This is a genomic window from Candidatus Omnitrophota bacterium, assembly GCA_018830005.1.
Taxonomy (GTDB): Bacteria; Omnitrophota; Gorgyraeia; order JAHJTE01; family JAHJTE01; genus JAHJTE01.
In genome coordinates, this window is the sequence record JAHJTE010000001.1 from 460,814 (window position 1) to 484,081 (window position 23,268).

Genomic DNA, 23,268 nt, shown 5'->3' on the forward strand with positions numbered 1-23,268 from the left:
GAGACAATATGAAAGAACTTGACAAGAGTGGAATTTGGGAGTATAAAAGAAATATAGACGATGAGTGGTATGTTTCGAAGGGGGAACTGCCACGTAAAAATAATTAAAACCTTCGCCAAAAGCGGAGGTTTTTGTATTTATGGGTATAGATGGACAGAATTTCAAAAGAAACGCGTAGTCAGAATATGGCCGCCATTAAAGGAACAGACACTACTCCTGAAATGGCTGTAAGAAGAATGCTTTATTCTTTAGGGTATAGATATAGGTTGCATAAAAAGGATCTTCCGGGTAAGCCCGATATTTTTATAAGGAATCGTAATGCTGCAATATTTGTGAATGGCTGTTTTTGGCACCAACATCCGAATTGCAGATTTGCAACTAAACCGAAAAGCAACAGAAGATTCTGGATGAAGAAATTAAAGAAAAACATAAAGCGTGACGAAGAAAATCTTATGAGACTCAAAAAGTTGGGCTATAAGATTATCTCCATATGGGAGTGTGAAATCGGCAAACAGTCAGTCAGTTTGAATCAGAGGCTCGTGAAGAGATTAGCAAGATCATTAGGGTAAAAATTATGGGTAAAGCCGGTTTTAATGTGGTCGATTTGTTCTGCGGATGCGGCGGTCTGTCGCTCGGGTTTATAGAAGCCGGATATAAGGTAATCCTGGGAGTTGACAATGATTCGGCAGCTCTGGAGACCTTTAAAGCCAATCATAATGGAGCTGAGGCGTGCAATATAGATCTTTCCGATAATTCTTTTTTGAAAAAGATGTACAGGGCTGTAAAGGATGAGAAAATTGATGTAATAATAGCAGGTCCGCCGTGTCAGGGTTTTTCTCTTACCGGACCACGTAATTTCGATGATAAGAGAAATGTTCTTTATCTGGCGGTTATTACCGCAGTAAAAAAAATAAAACCGAAAGCGTTTCTTATTGAGAACGTGCCCGGACTGGCAGCTCTTTACGGCGGTCAGGTTAAGGATGAGATTATCAGGCGTCTTAAAGAAGTGGGATACAATGTAACAATGGATATTCTTTGTGCCGCAGATTACGGCGTGCCGCAGTTGCGGAAGCGGGTCTTCTTTGGGGGACTGGAAAAGAGTCTGGGACAGTTTGAATTTCCTTCAAAAACGCATTCACCGGATAATTATGTTACCTGTGCCGATGCTATCAGTGATCTGCCGGGCAGAGAAAGCGAACTGGGAGAAGAGGAGGATGATTACGAAAGCTCTCCGCTTACTTCCTATCAGAGAAAACTGCGCAGCAACTGCAGGAAATTATATAATCACATAGCTACAAACCACACTGAAATTGTAAAGAGTGTTATTAAGCTTGTTCCGGAGGGCGGAGATTACAGGGATCTCCCGAAAGGAGTTGGCGAGCACAGACAGTTTAATGAAGCATGGACCCGTTATCACGGCAGTAGGCCTTCATATACAATTGACACCGGTCATCGCAACCACTTTCATTACAGACATAACAGGGTTCCCACCATAAGAGAGAATGCACGATTACAGTCTTTTTCCGATTCTTTTATTTTCTACGGGACTAAAACACAGCAAAACAGGCAGGTGGGTAACGCTGTGCCGCCTTTATTGGGATATCATTTGGCCAGGCAGATTCTTCGCTATATAAAGTAGGAGTATCTATGGAAAAGTACAGATTTATAGATCTTTTTGCAGGATGCGGCGGTCTCTGCGACGGGTTTGAACAGACCGGACTGTTTGAGCATGTTGCCTCCGTAGAATGGGAAAAAGCCCCGCGGGACACGCTTGTCAAACGCCTGAGGGATAAATGGGGCTATGCAGATGCCGAATATCGTGCAGTCCGTTTTGATATTCAGCGGACAGGCGAGTTATTTAAAGGATGGGCAGATGATCCTGTTTATGGAAGCAGTATCGGACTGGATAATATTATTTCGAAAAGCGGACATATAGATCTGATTATAGGCGGTCCTCCATGTCAGGCATATTCTGTAGCAGGCAGGATTCGGGACGAACACGGTATGCAGAATGACTACAGGAATTATCTTTTTGAATGTTATCTGAAAGCTGTCGACAGATACAGGCCGAAAGTATTTGTTTTTGAAAATGTCGAAGGAATATTAAGTGCACGTCCCAATGGAATAGCTATAATTGAGAAAATCAGGCATGCATTTTCAGATCACGGTTATGAACTGATTTCCGATCTGCGCGGAAAAGCGGTGATTGATCTGTCGCATTTTGGTATACCTCAGCGGCGAACAAGGGTAATACTGGTAGGATTGAGAAAACAGACATTCGGAAGAGCATGCCAGGCAGCTTTAGCCGATTTTTATGATAATATTCTGCAGGCATACCGGTCGCCGACCGTGGCGACTGTCAGGAAAGCCATAGGTGATCTGGATGCTCTTTATCCGACTCCAAAAGATTGTCGCATCGGCGGAAAAATGTTTTCGCATAAACCAGAAAGTTCCGGAATATCCAACCATACTCCCCGTTATCATAACAGAAGAGACATAGGGATTTTTGGAGATCTTGCAGGCGACATTGAGTCAGGAAGAAACCGGTACGCAGGCATAATAGAACTGCAGAAGCTTTATACTGAAAGAACAGGAAAAACTTCCAATGTGCACAAATACTATGTATTGAGGTGGGCTCAGCCTAGCAACACAATTCCCGCCCATCTTTACAAAGACGGTTTGCGTCATATTCATCCGGATCCGAAACAGGCACGATCCATTACTGTAAGAGAAGCAGCCCGTCTTCAGGCATTTGATGATGATTTTGAATTTATCGGCAGCATGGGGGATCAGTATAAAATGATCGGCAATGCGGTGCCGCCTTTATTCGCCAAAATTCTTGCCGAAGCAATATATGATTTTATTAGAGATTTGCAGGTCTCCGGAAGGAGGAAAGCATGTCGAAGGAAATAATTTATGCCCGAAAGCTGTATGATCAGGAATTAGGTTATAGGAAGGGGCAGCCTAAAAAAGCAGGGAGATATTTTTTTATATCGAAAGAATGTATAGCCTACTTTCCGCCATTAAGCACGCTGATAAAAAACGATCATATACTGATAAAAATCATTCCTCCTGATTCGCAGAAAATCGTTCTGAGTAATTATGTATATCATAATGACAAAATCACTGATAATAAGTCGCACGGAAGAGATGAATACAGATTGTACTTAAACAGTGAGACTGATACGGAAAGGAACTTTTTTAAGCCGGGAGATATTGCAGTGCTCTATAGGTATGCCGTTGAAAATGAATCCATATATAAAATTTTCTATTTTCCGGTTTCGCAGAAAGATAATCATTATAAAAGGCTTGAAGCAATGATAGAGGAGAGCAGGATTAAAGGCGGGCACGCCTTAATTGAAGCCTCGAAAATTCCTTTTATCAGACTGCCAAGCCGTATTGATTTGGAAGATAGGGTAATTCCAAAGGAAGTAATGGAAGATGTGCTGAGCGAACCTCTGGAACCCCTGCCTGCCGAAGTCATGGAAAACGAGTTTCTGTTTACACGTACTATACGAGAGAACAACTTCAGGGAACTGCTGCTGTTTTTTTATGATTATCGGTGTGCTGTTACCGGATCAGCAATGAGATATAAAAATCTGATTAACCTTCAGGCAGCGCATATAATACCTGATGAGCATGGCGGACCTCCGCATCCCAAAAACGGACTCCCCCTGTCCAGAGATTTACATTGGGCTTTTGACATCGGTTTTTTCACAGTAGACGATCAATACGAAATAAACGTTCATGAAAAAGTTAAAGATATTCAGATAATGCGGGAGATAAATAACAGAAAGATAATATTGCCTCAGGATAATCGGGCCTGGCCCAGTATCCATTCACTTAAATGGCATAGAGATAATGTATTTGGTATTTTTACGTCTAAAACACTGGAACCGTAATATTTGCCGTTGTTGGCAGATGTTTTATATAAGCCTTTGCGGAACAGAACCCGAACAATCGGATCTTAGGCGAGTATTTGATTTATAGCCTGTTGAGGCACGGATAATTCGATAAAGCGTCTACAAACAGCAGATAGAATTCGTTGAATCTGAAATGAATGTATCAGATAAAGAAGTTATATTCTTGCTTCAACTTGAAGATGTTCAGGAAGAAGCTATGCAGAAACTTAATCGCAGTCTGACTGCGGATGAGTTGTATGAGGTTAAAAAAGGAGTTGAGTTCGGATTAGAGCATTGGCCGGAAGTTGTCCGGCATGCAATTGACAATCTGAAGGAGCATTCTAAATAGGTAAAGAATTTTGGGATATGGTAGGCGGCTCAGGAACGTACGAGGAAGTTCTGGGAATCTATCAGGAAGTCGGCAAGGAAAAAGGCTCTGATATGTTGGATCAATTAGCGTTAGGTTACTAAGGTAAAATCCTACCAAAAGTCCATCCTTTCGAAAGATTCAGAATCGGTTTATCTAAAAGGACGATGGAAGATATATTTAACAAATTAAGGAAATTATTAAGACGACTTTTTCGTATATTTGGTTTTTTTTCTTCTAAACAGCTAGAAAAACATATGGAAGAAAAGGAACCTGAGAAGGTTGGTGCGGAGAATGTTCAAGAGGAGGGCGAAGTTACTGAAGAACAAAATAAGCCATACCTTAAAAAAAGTCCTACAACCGAAATTGATGATATAGTAAAGACAGAAAAGAAAGAACAAGCCCAAGAGACGACCGAAAAACCTCAAGATTCTAAGAGAGAGAAAATTATAAATTTGGGAGCTCAAAAGAGAAAGACGCAGAAGTCTGATGTACGAATGCAAACTGCAATTCCTGATGAAAGGAAAACAGCCGAGATAAAAGAACTTGAGGAGACTGTTGCGAGATTTGAAAGCCCATATGTAGAAACAGATTTTGATTATACAGAAAAGATTCATCTGGTTTTGTCAAGGCAGAAATTCAATGTTGGAGCGGGGCAGAACATTGCCAAGTACATGAATTATAAGTTGAAGTTGAACAATGAGGAGCAAGAAGTTCAGGCAAGGGTTTTTCCTGAAGATAACTATGCGGAAGTAGGAGAACAGAGCATATATATAAAAAAGCCATTGAATGAATTTGAAGTTATTTTCCCTGAAGAGGTTCAAAACAGAGTATACAGGTATAAGCATGCAAATGAGGCTTTTTACATCTTTATTGCTATAGGCGAAAGCAAGGGCAGAATGTTATACAATGTTGAACTGCTTCCCAAGAGGATGGTCTGGATATTACTGGAGGAGGATTATGATTTGGCGTCAGAGCCGAAGGAAGTGGAACAATGGATAATCGATGAGCCAGTAGACTGGATATGGGAGAAATACAGGCCCATTCTTGTTGACCTGAGGAAAATCGATATTTTGATTATAAGGAATAGGAAAACAGACGTTGAAATTAGGTTACCTTGCGAGCCAACCTTTAATCTGGAAAGTGAGCCTCTTATCGAAGATGATTTTAAGAGTACGTGCCCGCTTTTTACTGGTAGAACTATCAAAATAATAGCGCCACATAAGAATCAACAGGGATGGAATGTATGGGTTCAGAATAGGGTACTTGGCAGTAGTAAGATGATTGCTGAAAGCTGGACAGGCGATGAGCCTCTTACATTAAGTCTTACTGAATCCCTTCCTTGCAGTAGTGGCGAGTTTCAGGTTGACATTTGCCCGTGCGGCTCCGGAATATCTGACGATACGCTCTTCTTCCGCTGGATTTCTTATATTGAATTAAATTATCCTAAAGAGCTGATAATTCCTGACCCAAAGGCAGGACATAAATCTTCACTGATTACGGTTGTTTTAGATGATATCGAAAAACGGGAAATGAGAAATGCAGAAGGTGAAGAGCTGAAATCAAAAGAGGGCAATTCATTTGAGCTCATATTAAAACCTAAAGAGGATAGATGCCAGTTTTCTGTTGGGGAGAAAGGAGAAAGTGGGGTCACCATAAGGATATGTGCGACAATACCGAGATTAAAATGGAAGACATCTAAACAGAAAGACTGGCAGGATAAACCATATCTTATGCAAAGAAAGCAATTGGTGACAGGAGAACCGCTGGATTTGTTAATCCGCACCAACGATTTTAATAGTAAATATGATATATTAGCAGTACTTGAAGAAAATGGGCAGAGGCGCCAGGGACCAGAGAGATTTGTTTTAAAGAACAGACTTTTCGTTTTGGATTTTAACCGGTTTTACGAGACAATAAAGCACTATGAAGATGAATTAATTTTAAAGATAGAGATTAAAAAAGCAAGGGAAACAGGGCCTGTTGAAAAAATTAAAATCTTACGCATTAAGCCTGAACCAAAATCTAGAGGCTCTTCAGAGCCGAAGCTAGATCTAAATAACCTGATGAAAGGCGTTTGCTTGAAAAGGATTTGTTTCTTTTTACGTCAGATAAAAGATAAATGTCCGAAAGAAAAACAGAACTCTAAAAAGATACGAAATATCTATTATCATAGATTAAGGAAAAAACAAACAAACGAAGAAAAAGAAAAGTATAAAAAGGAATTTGTGATAAAGAGCATGGTTTTTATCAAGTTTGTCATGGATAAATATGGCGAAAGATTCCTGATTAAAAAGCAAAATAAGTTAAAGACAAAAATAGATTTATTTCAAAAGTTATTGCTGAAAGAATTCGATGATTTATACAGCACTTTCAACAGGAGGCAAGAATGTCACTAGACCCTCTTAAGGTTACTGACGCAATTAAGGAGAGTTATAAGAGATATTTAACCACTGCTTTCCGCTTGAGAGATATTAAACTGCGAGATCTTTTCTATAAAGAGGTGGATAAATTTTGGTTCATAAACGGACCGTTGTTGGAAGCCACGCCTCCATTCAAAACAACCTCTTATCTCAAGGACCTAATCGCAAAAGGGATATTCCGCAGTGAACTCGAATGTTTCGATTTGTATAAGAATCCTCTCTATACTCATCAAGAAAAAGCACTCAGGAAGATAATGAAGGGTCGAAACGCGGTTATTGCCTCTGGTACAGGCAGTGGAAAAACCGAGTGCTTTTTACTTCCGATTTATAATCACCTTATCAAAGAACATAAGGAAGGCAATCTTGGGCCAGGCGTACGCGCCCTTTTACTGTATCCCATGAATGCGTTGGCAAATGACCAGCTACGTAGGTTAAGGGGTATAGCAAGGACTTTAGAAGAACAAATGCCGGACATGCAGATAACTTTTGGCAGATATGTTGGCGATACTCCTGAATCCAGAAGAGAGGCAGAGGAAAAATTGAGGAGCGCAGGCATTGAACCGGTAAAAAGCGAGCTAATATCAAGAGAGGAAATGCGAAAAACGCCGCCAAATATTCTCATCACAAACTATGCCATGCTGGAATATCTGTTTCTGCGGCCTGCTGATTGCGCATTTTTTGATGGAGAGTATGCAGGACACTGGAAATTTCTCGTTTTGGATGAAGCGCACATTTACAAAGGAGCATCAGGCATTGAGATGGCAATGCTTATGCGCCGCTTAAAAGACCGTGTTTGTGAAGGCAAAGAAGGCGTTCTGCAATGCATTGCCACAAGCGCAACATTGGTAAAAGAGGAAGAGGATTTTGGCAAGGTTGCTGAATTTGCGAAAAACCTTTTTGGCGAGAAGTTTGAATGGAATCCGTCAGACGCGGAACATCAAGACGTAATAAAAGACGAGAGAATCAAAGTAGAAGTTACAGAGAAAGATTTTTTTGACTATTCCCTAAAGTTATATCCAAGACTTGATGAAATAATAAGAACCAAGGCGGAACAGAGCATAATTCTGGGAAAATGTCATGAGATATGCAAAGAGCAGGGTATTTCAGAAGCACTTTTGACCCAGGTGAAAGAAAAAGCCGGCAGCAATGTTAAAAAATTCCTATACGAAATCTTATCAAAAGACAAAAGACTGCTGAAATTAAAAGAAATTTTGGAAAGAAAGCCAACAAATTTTGAAGATTGCGTTAAGCAGGTCATTGACAGCAATGACATTTCAAGCGAGGACCGCCAAGCAATGAAAAGCCTTGTGAATTTGGCTGTTTGGGTTCGTTTGGAAGAAGAGTCATTGCCTCTCCTGCCTGCGCGCTATCATTTATTTGTGCGCGCTCCTGAGGGTATATTTGCGTCATTCTTTCCAGAGCCAAAAATTTTTCTTGAACGACGCAAGCAGACAGATGAAGGATATCCGGTTTTTGAATTAGCTTCCTGTCGCAGATGCGGACAGGAATATCTGATAGGCGATATCATTAATGAAAAATTAATTCAGTCTTCTGTTAAAGTCAAGATTCCGGAAGAAAGAAAAAGATACTTCCTTTTGTGGCAGCCTTCACTTTTGCTTGAAGAAGATGAAGATGAAGAGGTGGCAATCCCAGAAGAAATAGCAGAGAAAGGCAAGACTTGGAAAATATGTGTAAGATGCGGTTCAGTCGGGGAATACGGAGATGAGCCTAAATGTACGTGTTCTGATAAAAAGGGTGGAACACGGCTCTTAATTGAGATAACCCCTAAAGACAGCATTCTAAACAAATGCTATTTATGCGGCCTGCGTTCGATTAATATTGTTAGAGAGTTCTTGTTCCAGCAGGATGCTCCTGCAGCGGTTTTAACAACAGCCCTGTTTCAAAAGCTTGAAAAGGAGAAACAAAAAGAGAAAAAAATATTGGCTTTTTCTGACAGTAGGCAAGACGCAGCATTTTTTGCTCCCTATCTTGACTACACGTATGGACGGATTCTTTTTAGGTGACTGATTATCGAAGCATTGCGGAAAAACAAATCAATAAAAGATTACAGACTGGAAACTCTTTCCAGGGATATGCTTGAAATCTCCGAGGAAAACTCTCTGATGGATTTAACTAAGGATGAAAAACAAAAGAAAAGAGAAATCTGGGGACTTATTCTGCGGGATTTTTGTGCCTTGGGTTGGGAGCGCAGAAACTGTCTTGAAGGAGTTGGCTTGCTATCGTTTTCGCTGATTATGCCAAAGGATTGGAAGCCAATAGAAGAGCTTTTGCAGCCGCCTTGGAATCTTTCTGATGAAGAGGCTAAGGCACTGTATCAAATACTGTTTAACTCACTTCGAATGAACAGAGCCATAACCTTTCCTAAAGATGCGCCAAGCCCGAAGGATGAAATTTTCGCTCCGAGGCAGAAAGAATACAAATTTCGTGGCGAGAAATCCGACTCTAAGAAGGGAATATATTCATTCATTCCCGCACAGAGCAGATCAAACTCCAGATTAGAATTTTTGCATAAACTCTATGAGCGTATATCAGGAAACAAAGGCAATAAAGATGAGTGCAGGAAGCTGTTAAGTAAAATTTGGGATGATTTAACAAAGCACTTGGTAAATAAAGGTGTTTGTCAGTTCAGTGATTCTAGGTCAGGAGTTGTTTATCAGCTTGACTATAAATACTGGAAAATTATCCAAGAGGATACAGGTGATTCGTGGTTTATATGTGATAAATGCGGTTTAATCTCGCCAATAAGTATCCATGAGGTATGTCCTACATTTGGATGTGACGGAGCTCTCGAGTCCTTGAAGAATTCTTCAAAATACCTTGATGTAGAAAATAATCATTATAGGTCTCTTTACAGCAGTCTTGATCTTACAAAAATGAATGTTCACGAGCACACAGCTCAACTGACCCAAAGCTATGCCTCTGTTGTTCAGCAAAGATTTATAGATGGAGATATAAATGTATTGAGTTGCTCTACTACTTTTGAATTAGGCGTGGATCTCGGCGAATTGGAAGCCATATTTTTACGCAACGTTCCACCAGAACCATCTAACTATGTTCAGCGTTCAGGCCGGGCAGGTAGAAAACTTGATTCTGTTGGTTTTACGCTGACCTTTGCACAGCGCAGGTCTCATGATCTTACTTATTTCAAAGACCCAGAGAGGTTAATAGAGGGTAGGATAAAGCCGCCTGCTGTTGAGGTTCGCAACGAAAAAATTGTCCGTAGGCACCTTCACTCTATGGTTTTTTCTGATTTCTTCCGAAAGTATCGCAGTTATTTTGGAGTTGTAGATTCCTTTTTTCATCTCAGCGAGGAAAGCAAAAAGGAAATTTCAGGGGCAGAGAAGCTAAAAGAATATCTCAATAGCAGACCACAAGCTTTATTGCATTCGCTAATGAGAACAATTCCTGTAAATCTACATGAAACATTTGAGCTGGAAAATTGGGGATGGATAAAAGACTTACTAGACAAGGACGGCTCTTTGGAAATCGCTGATGTTGAAATAAATGATGAATTCTTGAAATTGAAAGAATTTTACCAAAAGAGAGGGGAAGAATTGAAACAGATTATAGACTCTGGAGGGAATAAAATAAGAGAAAGCCAGTTAACCTCTGACCGCAAATGGGCTGATGATAGAATGAAAACCATTCGAAAGAAAAAACTCATCGGCTTTCTCGCAAGCCACAATGTCATTCCAAAATATGGTTTCCCTGTTGATGTTGTGGAACTTGCACTACAACATCATATTCGTACGGCCAAGTATATTCAATTAGAACGGGACCTTCGTATAGCAATATCTGAATTCGCACCTGGAAGTGCGGTGGTAGCTAATGGGTATGTGTGGAAAAGCGCAGGGCTAAGAGCAGTGAAAGACAGAACATGGCCAATTCGATGGTATGCTGTCTGTCCTGACTGTAAACGATTCCACATGCAGGAAGGAACCATTGATGATAGACCGCCTTCTTTTAAATGCGAAAGCTGCGGGAAGGAAATAGCAAGAACAGAAATACACAAATTTATAGTGCCTATTTTTGGTTTTGTCACGAGCAGAGAAGAAGAACCTCAAAAACCAGGAGAGTCACGGCCAAAGCGGGAGTTTACTACAAGACCTTATTTCTTTGGTTACGGCGAACCCGTAAAGGAAAAATTTCAGATTGGAAAACTTACGATTAAATGCCAGTATGCCTCTAATGGAGAACTCGCAGTGATATGCAAGGGAAAGAAGGGTTCAGGATTTTCAATATGTTTCAATTGCGGGTTTGCTAGTTCTGATAGGGTAAAAAAACACGACAAAAGTCCGATAGGAGGAAACTGCTCTGCTACTTTGAAATCAAGGCTTCATCTTGGCCATACCTTCAAAACCGATATCTTAGTGATTGCTTTTGAAAAATTCAAATTTAACGAATCATTGAATGAAGAAGGTTTTTGGTTTTCTTTGCTATACGCCTTACTCGAAGGCGCCAGTCAAGCTTTGGGTATTAGCCGTCGAGATCTAGATGGATGTTTGTATGCTTATGAAGGCAAACCGGCTCTTGTTCTTTTCGATAATGTGCCTGGTGGGGCTGGACACGTCAAAAGAATAATGGAAGACCAAAATCTTTATGAGGTAATTAAAATAACTAAAAACCGGGTTGAAAATTGTAGCTGCGGCAGGGAAACAAGTTGCTATGGGTGTCTTAGAAACTATCAGAATCAATTCTGCCATGACCAGTTGAAAAGAGGCATTGTTCTAGATTTTTTATCACACAACCTATAGTGTGATGAATAATGGCATAGACGTTTTACGTACCGCAGAGAGACAAAACATATTATGCAAGAAATCCAAAAATTCCGGGGACATAATAGTTAATTATCTTCCGCTTCTAATTTTTGAAAAATAGAAACGGCCCGAATATTACAAAGGAGAAGCCCATCATAAAGGAAGGAGAATACATGAATAATTTAGCTAAGATGTCAATTGATGAATTAGAAGAGCTTCTTTCCAAGGTTACTGATCCGACAAGTGCTTCACCTGCTGAAGCAGTGTTACAATCCAAAAGTATCAGGTTCTTGAGTAGCGAAATCGCTGTTTTTAAAGAAGCGCTATGTTTAGAATCTACGAAAATACAAAATTCAAATAGTAATCTTGCAAAGGCACATAGATTCCATTCATGGGCAATAATTATACTAACAAGTCTATTGTTCCTCGCTACTTTGGCACAAGCATACATAATCTTTTGGACCTCTAAACCTGAAAGAACAATTGAAAATATCCAAGCACTAAATAAATGGTCGGGAACTATTAAGAATCAAAAGTTGTCGAAATGACGTCATTGAAGGCTTCAACTTAGGCTGCAGATAGTATTAAAAAATGTGCTTAGGACTTTAATCCTTTGCAAATCAAAAATTTCACCTCGAGCGAAACGAGGAGTCTAAAAGCTCCAAATGTAAAAAAATAAGTTAAAATATGCCCCCTGGGAAGCATTAGATATTTATAGGAAACCAAAGCCCGAGTTCAAACTCGGGCTTGTGATTTATACACAACATATTTACTACAACGAGATAATGAGTTCTGGCACCAATTTTTGTGCAATATTAATCCGGCTATGCTAAGATTTTTTTGATATTCAAAAAAAGTTTTAAAAATTTTATTTTATAAGGGAAAGTACCTTTAAAAATGCCTCTGATATTACTTATAAATCCTAAATTTCGCAAAGACCTTCAACCATGTCCTCAAAATATTGCCGCACGCGAACCTTTATCAATTTTAGCATTAGGCAGTTATATAAAGAAAATTGATTTAGAGGTTAAGCTTATTGATGTAGTTTTATATAAAGAAGAACATATATCGGGATTAATTTCTAATATAATAACAAACGAACCAAAGCCTATCTTGATCGGTTTCTCCGTAATGACTGCTCAGGTCTCTCATGCGTTACATCTATCTGATCTTGTCAGAAGTATTGATAAATCTATACCTATTGTCTGGGGTGGCGTGCATCCCACGCTCTTTCCTAAAGAGACATCGTTAGATGGCTCAGTGGATATTGTTGTGCATGGCAGGGGAGAGGCACCTTTATTTACAATATGCGAGCAATTGATGACAAAGGGCAGGATAGCTGGAGACATCCCGGGCACCTGTGTTAAAGGAAAATTCAACGCCCCCGAAAAAAATATTGAAATGATAGATTACCCTTATCTTGATTATGAATTACTTGACTTGAAACGTTATCTTGGGCCGTTTCCTCATTTTCTTTCTGATAAACCCAATAGAGCTCTAAATATTATCTCTGCGCGTGGTTGTCCTTGGCGGTGTGCATTCTGTATTAATAAAGCCACTGACAATCAATGGACACCCTTAGGTCATGAAAGATATCTTGATGAGCTGTCAATTAACATCAAGAGGTATAATCTGGATGCGTATCGTGTTATAGATGAAGACTTCTTTTTCAGCAAAGGAAGAGCTTCTGAAATTATAACCGGATTAAAAAAAAGAGAAATTACTAAAGAATGGGGTACTAATATAAAAGCAAGTTATTTCAGAGATGATTATATTTCTTTAGATTTTGCTAAAAACTTGAAATCCACTGGTTGCAAATTCTTTAATATTGGAGCCGAATCAGGAAACCAAAGAATCCTGGATCTGATAACAAAAGATATAACGGTTGAACAAATTATTCATTCGGCAGAAGTTTGCAGCCAAGCAGATATTATTCCTATTTATTCATGGATGATAGGCATCCCTACTCAATCCAAAAAAGAAATATTTGACACAATTGAAATAATGATACAGATTTCTCGCATATGCCCCCCAGCCATTCATTACTCTTTTAGTATTTTTAGACCCTATCCTGGCAGCGGTTTATATGATTTATGTATCAAGAATGGCCTTAGAGTGCCGCGGGCTTTAAGAGATTGGGCTGGGATGATAACAGATGAAAATATAGAACACGGCAATGTCCACACCGGATATTACAAAATTGAAAACCTACCCTGGATTAAAGAGGAAAAATTTATTGAATTCCTCGCTAAATATGCTCATATTATTCCGGGTATACTAAGCAAATCCATAAAAGTAAAAATTAAAGCCAGTCTGGTATATATTGTTGTTACAAAATGGGATGCTTTATTGGCTAAGATTATTGTTATTTTGATAGAACTCAGAGCGCAGGTTATTAAAATAATTAGAAGGCCCTTCTCAATATAAAAAGCACACTTCCCGTATTGGACGAGTGGTTCGACTTTGCTCACCATTGCGAGGAAATCACCTCTCTAATGGCAGACATTTCTTAAAAATCGCAATAATTCTGATATAATAAAGCGATGTGAATAAAGATAGAAGTTCCCTCATTAATTTCGGGAGGAACCCAAATCCGACCAAACTGAGATGTTATGCGAGTTTGGTCTTGACATTTAGGGTAGTTCTTTATATACTATTCATATGAGAAATAGATATTTAATCTCGACAATAGACGAAATCTGTTTTCCAATGCACAAAATGGCTTTTGTTTCTGGGCCGCGCCAATGTGGGAAGACAACATTGGCAAAAATAATGCTCAAGAAGCGTGGAAAGGGCATCTACAACAATTGGGATGATGTAGAGTTTAGAAGAATATGGACAAAGAATCCTTCAAGCATAATACCCAAAAAGAGTAAGCATGCTCCTATTGTCATTTTTGACGAGATTCATAAAGCAAAGTTGTGGAAAAGAACCCTGAAGGGGATTTATGATACCTTAGAACAACCATTAGATATAATCGTTACGGGTAGTGCACGACTGAATGTTTATAAGAAAGGAAGTGATAGTCTTTTAGGGAGATATTATCATTTTCGTTTGCATCCTTTTTCGCTTGCAGAAATTGAAAAGAATCCTGTTATTAATCCGGATAATTTTCTCGACCAGGTGTTTTCAAAATCATTAAATTCAAAAAAGACAACCCAGAAAAATTTAGATGCTTTGATGCGGTTTGGAGGATTTCCGGAGCCATTCTTGGCACAAAATGAACGTCATGCCAGACTGTGGCAAAAAGGAAGAGTTGAGAAAGTTATAAGAGAAGATTTGAGAGATTTAAGCAGGATTCCAGAATTAAGTCAGATTGAAATGCTTACATCTTTAATACCGGAGAAAGTGGGTTCTTTTTTAAGTAGGGCTACATTGCGAGAAACTCTTGAAGTTAGTTTCGATACTATTCGAAGGTGGTTGACTTATCTTAAAGAGCTGTATTATATATTTGAGCTAAAACCCTATCAAAAATCCATATCCAGAACATTAAAAAAAGAAGGAAAACTTTATCTGTGGGACTATAGTGAGGTTAAGGATATATCTGCAAGATTTGAGAACATGGTAGCGAGTCACTTGCTAAAGTTTTGTCATTTCTGGACAGATAATGGGACCGGTAATTATGAATTATTTAGTCTTCGTAGCAAAGATAAGGCAGAAATAGATTTTCTAATATGCAAGGATAATAAGCCCTGGCTGCCCATTGAGGCAAAGCTGAATGATGCGAATCTCTCTGGTAATTGGAAAAAGTTTATTAATCAGATACCTTGCAATAAAGGGATTCAAATAGTCCATAAGGCAAATTACAGGAAACTTCATAAGTATGGGGAAAAGCAAATTTTGGTTGCCAGCGCTTCTGATATACTATCCTATTTTGTGTAGGCAGTTATCAGGCAGGTTCTAACTTCGTCTAATCAGCGACCCCAAGTTATTATTTAGACTTAATAAAAATTTGTAAAGGCATTAATATGTACCGTGTTAAGAATATTCTTATAGTTCGTACCGATCGTATGGGTGATGTGATTCTAACCATACCTGCTATCCGCGCGTTAGATCAGACATTTCCTTTAGCAAGGATTTCGTTGTGGGTAGATCAATCGACAAAGGATCTTGTAGAGGGCTTGCCTTTCATTGACGAGGTAATTATTGAAGATAGGGCTGGTGGCTGGTGGAGTTATTTTCGGCACGTCGCTGCCTTAAGAAGGAAGAAATTTGATCTCGCTATTATCTATCACACAAAAAAACGTAATAATATGGCATGTTTCTTGGCCGGCATTCCCCATAGACTTGGATATAAGAATAATAAATTTGGTTTTCTTTTAACCCAGCCCATTGTTGATGATCGTCATTTAGGAACGAAGCACGAAGCTGAATATTGTCTGGATCTATTGAAAGCTATTGGCGTAAAAGGTGGGGACTTAGAGCTTCAATTGGCTCTGCATGAAGACGCTGAGGTCTGGGCAGAACGGTTTTTTATAGATCATAAACTTGTTGGTAGCCCTGTTATTGCCTTTCATCCTAGCGCAAGTTGTCCTACCAGGTTTTGGCCGATAGATTTTTACGCGGATTTGGCATCCCGGATTATTAGACAATATAAGGCGTCGATCATTATTGTTGGCGGAAAAACTGCGCAACCAGCAGCCGGTAAGATAATGGCACATGCTGGGTGCAGGGTGATTGATCTGACAGGGCAGACTTCGCTCTCACAGCTTACGAGTATTTTAAAGAGGTGTCGGATGCTTATTTCGAATGATTCTGGACCTGTTCATATGGGAGCAGCAGTGGGAATTCCTGTTATTTCTCTTTTTTTACGTTCGCAGCCAGGGATTAATCCTCAGCGCTGGCGCCCATTGGGTCAAAACAGCATACTTCTTCAGAACAAAAAAGGGGAAGAAATCCTTCTTGATCCCACCTGTAAAGTTGTAAGTGGTAGGTTTGATTCAATTAGCACCGAAGAAGTCTTCTCAAAAGTTGAAGAAGTCTTCTTAAAATGTTAGTCTTCTATCCTTATAGTCTTCGGAATGTTCGCTTTTTGTATAGAGGATAGCCTGCTATTTTTTCTTTATAACCAGTTGAGCGAATTTTGTTTCTGAAGATGTTGGGAAAAGATATAATTGCTTTTATGAATAAGGAGAGGAATTTCCTCGCGAAACGTTAGAAGGACCCCATTTACCGATTTTATGATATAATTTTAGCCAGATGAAAATTAAGGGTGTCGTCATGCGGGATGGGCCAAGATAAAAGGAGATACGTTGGCAAGAGATAATTATTCATATAAAAAGTATCAGAAAGAATTGGCCAGGAAAAAGAAGGCAGAGGAAAAGAAACAAAGAAAACTGGATAAAAAAGCGATGGAGGCCACGCCTGAGTCTGGACAGGTTCCCAATGACCAGGTCGCCTTAGAATAAAGAAATACTTGTAATCTTTTTTAAAAGTCCTATAATCATAACTCAAGGCTAAATCTTTAGCAGAAATAAAAGACACCCCGCGCTTATTGGAATTGCGCGGGCGTTGTCCTTGTAGACAAGGAGGAAACATGGGATATCATGGTGGTGGTGGATTCGGCGGGCCACGGGAGATGCACAAGGCTGTTTGCTCGGAGTGTAAGAAAGAGTGCGAAGTCCCGTTTAAACCCAGAGATAATCGTCCGATATACTGCAAGGATTGTTATTCAAAGCGCAAGAATGAAGGTCGTTAAAAGAAGATATTTTGTTAGTCTCTTGTTTCTAGTAGATCCGCAAAGGTAATGTTTTAAATCATTTTGTGGCGGTTCTTGCAATAATTTTAGACTTATTTCTCTTACAATTAATGCCTCTAGAAATCAGCGAGGAATTCCTTCTCTGGTGCTCAAAACTCCTAGATATAGTAGGATATTATGTCTAAAATACAACCAGGCAAACAAGAGAGTTTTTCCCTCGGCCCATACGAAAGGGGCCCTTAAGATATTTGGAATTACTAAAGGACGAAAATGGATAAGGATAAACTAAAAGAGCTCCTTCATCCCCTATTTAACAAGATAAGCAATATCTGCCTTGCTGCTGGTTCAAACAGGGAAATTTTGAAACAGGAAGGCTTGTATAAACTTTCTGATGAAGATTTAGAAGAGAGAATTTCCCATATTATTGATGTGTTAGGCAGTATTGAAGAGAATGCTAAATCTTTAAATAAGGCTCTAGGAGAGCTTTATGAGTTGTTAGCCAAAGAAGCAACTTTCCAGCCGCCAGAGCCATAAGAATAGACCGCCACATTTAACTTAACCTCTTATTTTACAATAGATTATGTAATTCGCTTTGTAAAATACCTATTCTTGTGTTATACTTATAAGTGGATAAGACTATAAAGTCAGTAAGACGAGAAAGGCAAACCATTTGAAAGAATGGGGCGGGCCGAGTGCCCGGTCCTAAAAGGACCGCAAAACTTCAAGAGCCTAAATCCTTGAAAGTGAGGATATGGTAGTCAGTTGCCGAAACAGAACGAAGAAGTTTAAGCCTATTCTTTCAAAAGAATAGGCTTTTTTATTGGGGGTGGCAACAATGAATCACAAGATTTTAGTAGTAGATGATGAGTCTGATGTACGCGAGGTAATTAGCCAATATTTTGATAGGAGAGGCTATGATGTAGATACTGCAAGCAATGGACAGGAGGCCCTGTCTAGAATATTGGTTGAGAGACCAGAATTAATATTGTTAGACATTAGGATGCCTGAAATGGATGGGATTGAGTGTCTGCGTAGAATAAAGAAACTTGATAAAGAAATGACGGTTATTATGGTTACCTGCGTGGATGAAATAGATACAGCTAAGAAAGCGCTTAGATTAGGTGCTACAGACTACATAACGAAACCCCTTGGCTTTAGTGCCTTAGAGACAGCTATTTCAACGTACCTTTTCCTTAAGAGCGTTAATTAAATGAATAGGTGGCCCAAAATGGTAAAAGTACTGGTAGTAGATGATGAATTGGATTTCTGTAATTCCCTGGAGGAAGTTCTTTCTAGAGAAGGCTATCGGGTAATAATCGCCACTTCAGGAAGAGAGGCCTTAGAAAAGGTAAAAACAGAAAGGCCGCAACTGATCCTGCTGGACATTAGGATGCCTGAAATGGATGGGATTCAGACTTTAGAGAGGATAAGGCAGATTGATAAACAGGTAGTTATTACAATGGTCACAATAGTAAAAGATACCAAAGTTGAACAGCGGACTTTAAAGTTAGGAGCAGTTAATTATATTACCAAGCCAATCGATTTAGACTTACTCAAAAGAAGCATCCATGGGTGGGCAACAAAGGTAGAGGTCCAACAGCTTGAGGAGGTTGATATTATAGCTTTGGATTACGATGAAAAAAAATTTAGGACAATCTTAGATCAATTTAGGAAAAAGGGCTATAATATAAAGAGTATTGAAAATAAAAGCAGTGAACTTGATTTAGCAGAGGGTCCTTTTGACCTTTTAATTCTTAGGGCAGATTTATTAGGCGAGGATACAATACGGGTGCTGGCAAAATATAAACAAGCATATCCGGGACTACCTGTTATGATAGCAGTAGAGCCAGAATCAGTAAAGGAATTAATAGATAGAATTAAAAGATATGGCTCCTGTAAATATTTACCACCCTCCTTTGATGCAAACGGCCTTATTATGGTAATATATAGGATGGTATCCAAGGCTAAAGAAAAAAAGGAGATTAGAGAAGAAAAAAAGCCCAGCGATTACATTCTTATAGTGGATGATGAACCTGACGTATGTGAATATACGGGTAAGTTTCTAGCTAACGAAGGATATAAGGTGTCTTCAGTAACTGATTCCAAGGCTGTGTTAGAGCAGGTTGAAGCATTAAAGCCCTTTATCGTACTTCTAGATATTGTTATGCCAGATGTAGATGGTCTTGAACTCTTAAAAAAGATAAAGAAAATTAGTCCACAGACTCAGGTTATAATTATAACAGGCCTAAAAGATGAATCTGTTTGCAGAGAATCTATAGAGTTAGGTGCTTGTGATTATATAGTGAAGCCATTTTCCCTGGATCAACTCAAAGTCACAGTACTAATCAACAGCATCAAATCACATCTAAACTAGAAATGTACCAAAGGACCAGGATAATCCTTGATTGGACAATTGCAATATCTGTTTATTCCCTCTTATTATTAATCATACCTTTTTCTAACAAACTTCTTGTTAGTCTAAATGCAGATACAGTTGATGTTATTTTAAATATGATAATAAACTTATTAATCGCAGCAGTATTTATCTGTTTATTAATTTATTTAATCGCAAGAGGTAAAGAATCTGCCGCCTCTTCATATATATGGCTGGGAGTTTTTTTCATCGTAAGCATGTTCTTTTTAATGAATGTAAAAGTCACTACAGATAGATTACATTTCTTAGGATATGGTATATTGAGTTTATTTGTTTATCGGGCCCTAAGACATAATATTGGTACACAAATTCTCTACGGATGGTCGAGTCTTTTTATAATGTTTTTTGCTGTTTTGGATGAGATGCTTCAGATATCTGGTTTAGGTGGACGTGGCTTCGAGATCAAGGATGTTGGTATAGATTGGCTAAGTGGTCTAACAGGACAATTTTTAATCGCTCTGGTCGTTAGGCCAAAATTGGAGGCAGTAAATATAAAGATACGTAGATATGTTGAGGAGTTGAAAAAGATAAAGACTTATAAGGATGCACGCATGCCAAAAGCCCAAAGATGCAATCTCAAAAAAATCGCAAAGCAGATTTGTTTTGCTTTTAAAAGAAATACAGGTCATAATGGCGGTCATGTGCACTTCAAGTATAAAGGAAAACAGGATCATTTAGTTTTGATTTGTCACAATCGGAAATTAGAGCAGATTGTTGTCAAGAATAAGAATTGTAAAAAAGGAGAATATGTTGAATGGAATCAATCTGAATTTTCTGATCTTTTACCCAAGATAGCCTTTTTAAAATTGCTCCCTTCGATAGATAATATCATAATAGACCATACATCCTTCCAGAAGAGTTGGCCTTGTTTTGATGAATTTCAAAGCTGGCTGAATACCATCCCTGCTTGTTGATTTTACATTCCGCGTATATAGATGAATGTCTTTTGAGTATAAATTGTGCCTTACGTAATCTCCAAGGGTTACATAGGACTAGTCCTGCAAAATTCTTTGAATTTTGTAGGGATTTTTATAGGGAGATAATTTTGTAGCATTCGCAGGATTTCACTATATTTTTATATTTTGGTGCTCAAAATTTGGCGAGGAAAATGACCTCTTTAGAACACCGAATTTTCTTGATAATTGGTATATTCTCGATATAATAAAGTCTTGTAGATAAAGATAGGAGTTCTCTCGTGATATTTGAGGGAGACCCCAGCTTTTTTTGCAGCATTAAAATAAAAGTAATGAAAAATAAAATTTTTATAACGACAGTTATTATTTTATTGTATTCCTTTATTTGTTATGGACAGGGTGGCCTTTATTCAATAGTTGACCCGGAAGGAAAGAATAACCACGTAAAAATTGAATGGCATAGAATTGAACAAATAATCAATTCCGAGATAAAGGATATCACAATTATTGAATTTAATGGTGGGTGGAAAGATGTCCAAGAAGCAAAAAAACAACTTCTAGAGAAATTGAATGATAAAGAAGTAAAAGTATCCTCTGTGCCTTTGTGGAACATGGACATCGCCGTAGAATTGGTTGGTATTATTGAATTTCAAGAGGGTTCACAAGGTAAGATTGCTGTGGCTCAATATAGAGTTGGTTTCCAAGATAACACTGGTAAACCATGGTATTTTCAATGGGATGAGAGAATGCCATTTAAACCAACAAGTTAGAAACAAAAAAAGTAGTTTCCCGTTACCCACCTCAGTTAAATTTTAATGTAGGATTTAACAAGATAGACCAGTTCTTTTTTTAAATGAGAAGTGAGAGAAAAATTAATTTATTGTTATAATAAGATCTCCAAGAATCCTCTAACTATAATTTGTGCAGTCCTTATTGGCTACCTAGTCCTAACCGTATTTTTTACTTACCCCTTAATTAATAATTTCACTACTGGTTTCTATAGCGATGGCGGTGATGGTCCATTATTTCTCTGGAACCTTTGGTGGGTAAAATTTGCCCTTCTTGACCTTAAGACCAATCCTTTCCATACAGATTATATCTTTTACCCGAACAGCATAAATCTGACCTTGCATGAATTGACCTTCTTAAACGGACTTATTTCTATACCGTTTCAGTTACTTTTTGATGTTCTTGTTGCTAATAATATTCTGACTGTCCTATCCTTTGTCCTCTCTGGTTTCGGAACATACCTGTTAATCAATTATTTGGTTAAAAACAGGCTGGCAGCCTTTATCGGGGGTTTCATCTTTGCCTTTTGTCCTTATAGGTTTGCACATCTTTTAGGCCATTACGATTTAATAACGACTCAATGGATTCCCTTTTATGTCCTTTTTTTGATCCGCATGACCAAGGAAAAAGGTAAGCTATTTAATGCGATTCTAGCTGGTATCTTTTTATTATTCAATGTCTTCTCAGCTTATTATTATCTCTTTTATTTGATAATTTTTACGTTTCTTTACCTTGGATATGTATTGATATCGGATAAGAAGTTAATTTTAAATCGCCTCTTTCTTAAAAAGATCTTAACATTTTTTCTTACCTTCTTCATAATCTTTTTGCCTCTTTTGATAGCTATCTTCAGATACGTGTCTTTAGAATCTAGACTTCTAGACTTAACACATTCGCAATTTGCAGAAAATTATGTAGCAGATTTGGCTGGTTTTTTTACGCCCTCGGTATTACATCCGGTTCTTGGTGAATTTGCAGGCCAAATTGCGCAATACTTTAGGGGCAATACAGCAGAATGCACAGTCTTTATCGGCTTTACGGTTATTATTTTGACAACGCTGGCAATAATTAAATTCTATAATAAGAAGAAGGATGCGAAATTTTGGTCATTTTCTCTTATTGTTTTTCTTCTTTTGTCGCTAGGCTTATTTCCCCATTTTTTAGGAAGAAAGATAATGATTCCGTTGCCATTTTTTATTATTTATTTTACTCCTATTTTAAAGAATGTAAGAATCCCAGCTCGCTTTTTGATAATGGCAATGTTATGTTGTGCAATATTGTCCTCGTTTTCTCTTGTTTTTATTTTTGATAAACTAAAAAAAACTTGGAAGAAATCGTTCGCTGCTATTATTATAATAGCATTGATTTCATTTGAATATTTAGCCAGAGTCCCTATAGAAAATATTAAACCGCCACTTATTTACGAGCAGATTAAAAGAGATAAACAGACAGGCGTTGTTTTAGAAATTCCTCTGGGGTGGCAGGATAGTATTAAGTTACTTGGCGAACAATCAAGCGTGCGCGCTATGTATTACCAGTCTATACATCAGAAGCCTATATTTGGAGGTTATGTATCGAGATTCCCTTCCAGCGCTGCGTTTTATTACTTACGTCAGCCAATTTTCGTAGCTATTCTCGAGTTACAGAGAACAAGGGAAATTCAGCTACCTAAAAATATTTCCCAAGAGCAGAAAAGGGTAGAAGAATTTATAGACTCTTTTAATCTAAGATATATTATAATTCATTCGCCTTATTTAAATACACCAGTTCATGAATATATAGAAAATATATTCCCTTTAAATAAAATTTATGAAGATGCCAAAATAGTTGTCTATAGGATTAAGGATTTATGATTAGTTTAAGTAGCGAGATTAAATTAGCAGGAAATTTTTCTTTCAGTATTGCCTCTGAGATGCTAAAGTATACTTGTAGCCAAAGAGATTATATCTGCGCTTTATCTTGA

21 protein-coding genes and 1 riboswitch are annotated in these 23,268 nt (G+C 38.3%); all 21 genes read left to right on the forward strand.

Annotation, left to right across the window (positions count from 1 at the left end; translation table 11 throughout):
* Positions 1–149 precede the first annotated feature (149 nt).
* The 21 genes from KJ593_02490 (at position 150) to KJ593_02590 (ending at position 23,158) form a co-directional block, all read left to right on the forward strand.
* Entirely contained in the window at positions 150–569 is a 420-nt protein-coding gene (locus tag KJ593_02490; protein ID MBU2540746.1) for a very short patch repair endonuclease, read from the forward strand.
* Between the two features lie 5 nt (positions 570–574).
* A complete protein-coding gene (locus tag KJ593_02495) occupies positions 575–1,639 on the forward strand; it encodes a DNA cytosine methyltransferase (protein MBU2540747.1) in 1,065 nt (354 codons plus the stop codon).
* Positions 1,640–1,647: 8 nt separating this feature from the next.
* Complete coding sequence (locus KJ593_02500) at positions 1,648–2,913, forward strand: DNA cytosine methyltransferase (GenBank protein ID MBU2540748.1); 1,266 nt, start codon at positions 1,648–1,650, stop codon at positions 2,911–2,913.
* Positions 2,898–3,902, forward strand: a complete 1,005-nt coding sequence (locus tag KJ593_02505; GenBank protein MBU2540749.1) for an HNH endonuclease — start codon at positions 2,898–2,900, stop codon at positions 3,900–3,902. Before KJ593_02500 ends, KJ593_02505 begins: the two co-directional genes overlap by 16 nt.
* Before the next feature lie 154 nt (positions 3,903–4,056).
* A complete protein-coding gene (locus KJ593_02510; protein MBU2540750.1) occupies positions 4,057–4,251 on the forward strand; it encodes a hypothetical protein in 195 nt (64 codons plus the stop codon).
* A gap of 17 nt (positions 4,252–4,268) precedes the next feature.
* Positions 4,269–4,373 (forward strand): hypothetical protein, encoded by a 105-nt coding sequence (locus tag KJ593_02515; protein MBU2540751.1) that lies wholly within the window; start codon positions 4,269–4,271, stop codon positions 4,371–4,373.
* Between the two features lie 63 nt (positions 4,374–4,436).
* The gene (locus KJ593_02520) at positions 4,437–6,668 is read left to right on the forward strand and encodes a hypothetical protein (protein ID MBU2540752.1); all 2,232 of its coding nucleotides are present in this window, start codon (positions 4,437–4,439) and stop codon (positions 6,666–6,668) included.
* Entirely contained in the window at positions 6,659–8,716 is a 2,058-nt protein-coding gene (locus KJ593_02525) for a DEAD/DEAH box helicase (protein MBU2540753.1), read from the forward strand. The genes KJ593_02520 and KJ593_02525 overlap by 10 nt, the downstream gene beginning before the upstream one ends.
* Positions 8,717–8,815: 99 nt before the next feature.
* On the forward strand, positions 8,816–11,467 hold the full coding sequence (locus tag KJ593_02530; GenBank protein MBU2540754.1) for a DUF1998 domain-containing protein: 2,652 nt from the start codon (positions 8,816–8,818) through the stop codon (positions 11,465–11,467).
* Between the two features lie 113 nt (positions 11,468–11,580).
* Complete coding sequence (locus KJ593_02535; protein ID MBU2540755.1) at positions 11,581–12,018, forward strand: hypothetical protein; 438 nt, start codon at positions 11,581–11,583, stop codon at positions 12,016–12,018.
* 349 nt (positions 12,019–12,367) lie between these two features.
* The gene (locus KJ593_02540; protein ID MBU2540756.1) at positions 12,368–13,897 is read left to right on the forward strand and encodes a B12-binding domain-containing radical SAM protein; all 1,530 of its coding nucleotides are present in this window, start codon (positions 12,368–12,370) and stop codon (positions 13,895–13,897) included.
* Positions 13,898–14,131: 234 nt separating this feature from the next.
* Positions 14,132–15,352, forward strand: coding sequence for an ATP-binding protein (locus KJ593_02545; protein ID MBU2540757.1), 1,221 nt, complete (start codon positions 14,132–14,134; stop codon positions 15,350–15,352).
* An 86-nt stretch (positions 15,353–15,438) separates the two neighbouring features.
* Entirely contained in the window at positions 15,439–16,467 is a 1,029-nt protein-coding gene (locus tag KJ593_02550) for a glycosyltransferase family 9 protein (GenBank protein ID MBU2540758.1), read from the forward strand.
* A 255-nt stretch (positions 16,468–16,722) separates the two neighbouring features.
* Entirely contained in the window at positions 16,723–16,878 is a 156-nt protein-coding gene (locus KJ593_02555) for a hypothetical protein (GenBank protein ID MBU2540759.1), read from the forward strand.
* Between the two features lie 128 nt (positions 16,879–17,006).
* A complete protein-coding gene (locus tag KJ593_02560; GenBank protein MBU2540760.1) occupies positions 17,007–17,168 on the forward strand; it encodes a DNA-directed RNA polymerase in 162 nt (53 codons plus the stop codon).
* Positions 17,169–17,438: 270 nt separating this feature from the next.
* Complete coding sequence (locus KJ593_02565; GenBank protein ID MBU2540761.1) at positions 17,439–17,702, forward strand: hypothetical protein; 264 nt, start codon at positions 17,439–17,441, stop codon at positions 17,700–17,702.
* 116 nt (positions 17,703–17,818) lie between these two features.
* Positions 17,819–17,938: riboswitch (cyclic di-GMP riboswitch) on the forward strand.
* 65 nt (positions 17,939–18,003) lie between these two features.
* Positions 18,004–18,378: a response regulator gene (locus tag KJ593_02570; GenBank protein MBU2540762.1), complete on the forward strand. Its 375-nt coding sequence runs from the start codon at positions 18,004–18,006 to the stop codon at positions 18,376–18,378.
* An 18-nt stretch (positions 18,379–18,396) separates the two neighbouring features.
* Entirely contained in the window at positions 18,397–19,542 is a 1,146-nt protein-coding gene (locus KJ593_02575) for a response regulator (protein MBU2540763.1), read from the forward strand.
* 2 nt (positions 19,543–19,544) lie between these two features.
* Entirely contained in the window at positions 19,545–20,516 is a 972-nt protein-coding gene (locus KJ593_02580; GenBank protein MBU2540764.1) for a VanZ family protein, read from the forward strand.
* A 332-nt stretch (positions 20,517–20,848) separates the two neighbouring features.
* Positions 20,849–21,286 (forward strand): hypothetical protein, encoded by a 438-nt coding sequence (locus KJ593_02585; GenBank protein ID MBU2540765.1) that lies wholly within the window; start codon positions 20,849–20,851, stop codon positions 21,284–21,286.
* A 90-nt stretch (positions 21,287–21,376) separates the two neighbouring features.
* Complete coding sequence (locus KJ593_02590) at positions 21,377–23,158, forward strand: hypothetical protein (GenBank protein ID MBU2540766.1); 1,782 nt, start codon at positions 21,377–21,379, stop codon at positions 23,156–23,158.
* The last annotated feature ends 110 nt before the right edge of the window (positions 23,159–23,268 follow it).

Bases quoted from the DNA above. Each gene is read 5' to 3' on its own strand.
- KJ593_02560 (MBU2540760.1), top strand. From the start codon at position 17,007: ATGGGATATCATGGTGGTGGTGGATTCGGCGGGCCACGGGAGATGCAC.
- KJ593_02530 (MBU2540754.1), top strand. From the start codon at position 8,816: ATGGATTTAACTAAGGATGAAAAACAAAAGAAAAGAGAAATCTGGGGA.
- KJ593_02545 (MBU2540757.1), top strand. From the start codon at position 14,132: ATGAGAAATAGATATTTAATCTCGACAATAGACGAAATCTGTTTTCCA.
- KJ593_02520 (MBU2540752.1), top strand. From the start codon at position 4,437: ATGGAAGATATATTTAACAAATTAAGGAAATTATTAAGACGACTTTTT.
- KJ593_02575 (MBU2540763.1), top strand. From the start codon at position 18,397: ATGGTAAAAGTACTGGTAGTAGATGATGAATTGGATTTCTGTAATTCC.
- KJ593_02515 (MBU2540751.1), top strand. From the start codon at position 4,269: ATGGTAGGCGGCTCAGGAACGTACGAGGAAGTTCTGGGAATCTATCAG.
- KJ593_02505 (MBU2540749.1), top strand. From the start codon at position 2,898: ATGTCGAAGGAAATAATTTATGCCCGAAAGCTGTATGATCAGGAATTA.
- KJ593_02585 (MBU2540765.1), top strand. From the start codon at position 20,849: ATGAAAAATAAAATTTTTATAACGACAGTTATTATTTTATTGTATTCC.
- KJ593_02500 (MBU2540748.1), top strand. From the start codon at position 1,648: ATGGAAAAGTACAGATTTATAGATCTTTTTGCAGGATGCGGCGGTCTC.
- KJ593_02495 (MBU2540747.1), top strand. From the start codon at position 575: ATGGGTAAAGCCGGTTTTAATGTGGTCGATTTGTTCTGCGGATGCGGC.
- KJ593_02540 (MBU2540756.1), top strand. From the start codon at position 12,368: ATGCCTCTGATATTACTTATAAATCCTAAATTTCGCAAAGACCTTCAA.
- KJ593_02525 (MBU2540753.1), top strand. From the start codon at position 6,659: ATGTCACTAGACCCTCTTAAGGTTACTGACGCAATTAAGGAGAGTTAT.
- KJ593_02490 (MBU2540746.1), top strand. From the start codon at position 150: ATGGACAGAATTTCAAAAGAAACGCGTAGTCAGAATATGGCCGCCATT.
- KJ593_02580 (MBU2540764.1), top strand. From the start codon at position 19,545: ATGTACCAAAGGACCAGGATAATCCTTGATTGGACAATTGCAATATCT.
- KJ593_02570 (MBU2540762.1), top strand. From the start codon at position 18,004: ATGAATCACAAGATTTTAGTAGTAGATGATGAGTCTGATGTACGCGAG.
- KJ593_02550 (MBU2540758.1), top strand. From the start codon at position 15,439: ATGTACCGTGTTAAGAATATTCTTATAGTTCGTACCGATCGTATGGGT.
- KJ593_02565 (MBU2540761.1), top strand. From the start codon at position 17,439: ATGGATAAGGATAAACTAAAAGAGCTCCTTCATCCCCTATTTAACAAG.
- KJ593_02510 (MBU2540750.1), top strand. From the start codon at position 4,057: ATGAATGTATCAGATAAAGAAGTTATATTCTTGCTTCAACTTGAAGAT.